This is a genomic window from Parabacteroides sp. AM08-6 (genome assembly GCF_003473295.1).
GTDB lineage: Bacteria > Bacteroidota > Bacteroidia > Bacteroidales > Tannerellaceae > Parabacteroides.
Genome location: NZ_QRMP01000079.1, coordinates 1 through 1,044, shown reverse-complemented (window position 1 = coordinate 1,044; position 1,044 = coordinate 1). Strand labels below are relative to the sequence as shown.

3 protein-coding genes are annotated in these 1,044 nt (G+C 38.8%); all 3 read right to left on the bottom strand.

What is annotated here, in order from left to right; genetic code table 11:
* The coding region (locus DW103_RS17920; protein WP_199653060.1) for a hypothetical protein at positions 1–311 on the bottom strand (311 nt) is incomplete at its 3' end.
* Between the two features lie 4 nt (positions 312–315).
* On the bottom strand, positions 316–600 hold the full coding sequence (locus DW103_RS17915; RefSeq protein WP_122278651.1) for a hypothetical protein: 285 nt from the start codon (positions 598–600) through the stop codon (positions 316–318).
* A gap of 1 nt (position 601) precedes the next feature.
* Positions 602–964, bottom strand: coding sequence for a hypothetical protein (locus DW103_RS17910; protein WP_122278649.1), 363 nt, complete (start codon positions 962–964; stop codon positions 602–604).
* Positions 965–1,044 lie beyond the last annotated feature (80 nt).

The window sequence follows — 1,044 nt, the reverse complement described above, 5'->3', positions numbered from 1 at the left end:
GCTTTTTCCTCTTCGGTAAAATCGGCAAGTGTAGGCTTTAATTCCTGCTTTTGTTCGGCCGTAAGCTTTTCAAATGTCAGGGCGAGAGCACTTAGTTGCTCCGGGGTGAAATCTTCATATTTGAAGGATTCTCCCTGGTCGCCCTTTAAAGAAATAGCGGATAAGGCAACCAATTCACCACGCAAAATTCCAGGCAGAAGATTAACTCCCGCCGGAGACTCCACAACTCGCAAGTCTGTTGCCATTTTAGAGTTGGATAATAATGCCTGTGTTACCCGATTTATAAGGTCGTTAAATTCTTCTGTCGTCATATCTTTATTCTTCTGGTGTCAGAATGTTATTTATATCCCCAATTATAGCAGATAATGTTGCCTTTATTTCTTCCGTTGTAAGGTATTTATAATCCACTATGTCAATCAACAGGCGATTAGATGCACCCATATAATCAGCCCCCAATACTTTATTGCCGTTTTTAGACGTTTCAACATGTACGTCCATTACCGGCATTCCGGCTTCCTGTTCGAAAGAATATGCGTTTACAACACCTTCAGAGACAACCGTACTGCCTGTCCGTTTCCTTTTGTCGCTTGTAATATTCATGTTATTCTTCTTTTGTGTTGTTTTCTAATAAGTTCACAACTTGCGCATAAGCACCGGCAATCATTGCTTCAGAAGCATGTTTCTTTATAAAAGAAGCTTCCTCGGTGCTTATCTCTATTTTAGATGTAGCCTTATAAATGCGCTGAGACAAGTCAAAGGCTTTCATTTTGTCTTCCGCATTTGTGCAGTCTTTCCCGATAAAAAGAATTGAAGAAACCATCGAAGAGATTAATTTGTCTCTCTCTTTTTGTACGACTACGTCTTTAATTTCGCCATCGACATTTTGTTTTTCAACAACTTCGAACGTCTCCTTAATGTTTGTGCCATCATAATTCTTAAATGGCTGTTTGAAATTTACCTTCATAATTGTTTGTTTTTTATATGTTATTTTACTCTTAAATACCCGGAAGAATCTTTATATACGTGGTTGGCTGTAACTTCCGC

Excerpts from the sequence above, each read along its gene's own strand:
- DW103_RS17915 (WP_122278651.1), bottom strand. The coding sequence starts at position 600 with ATGAATATTACAAGCGACAAAAGGAAACGGACAGGCAGTACGGTTGTC.
- DW103_RS17910 (WP_122278649.1), bottom strand. The coding sequence starts at position 964 with ATGAAGGTAAATTTCAAACAGCCATTTAAGAATTATGATGGCACAAAC.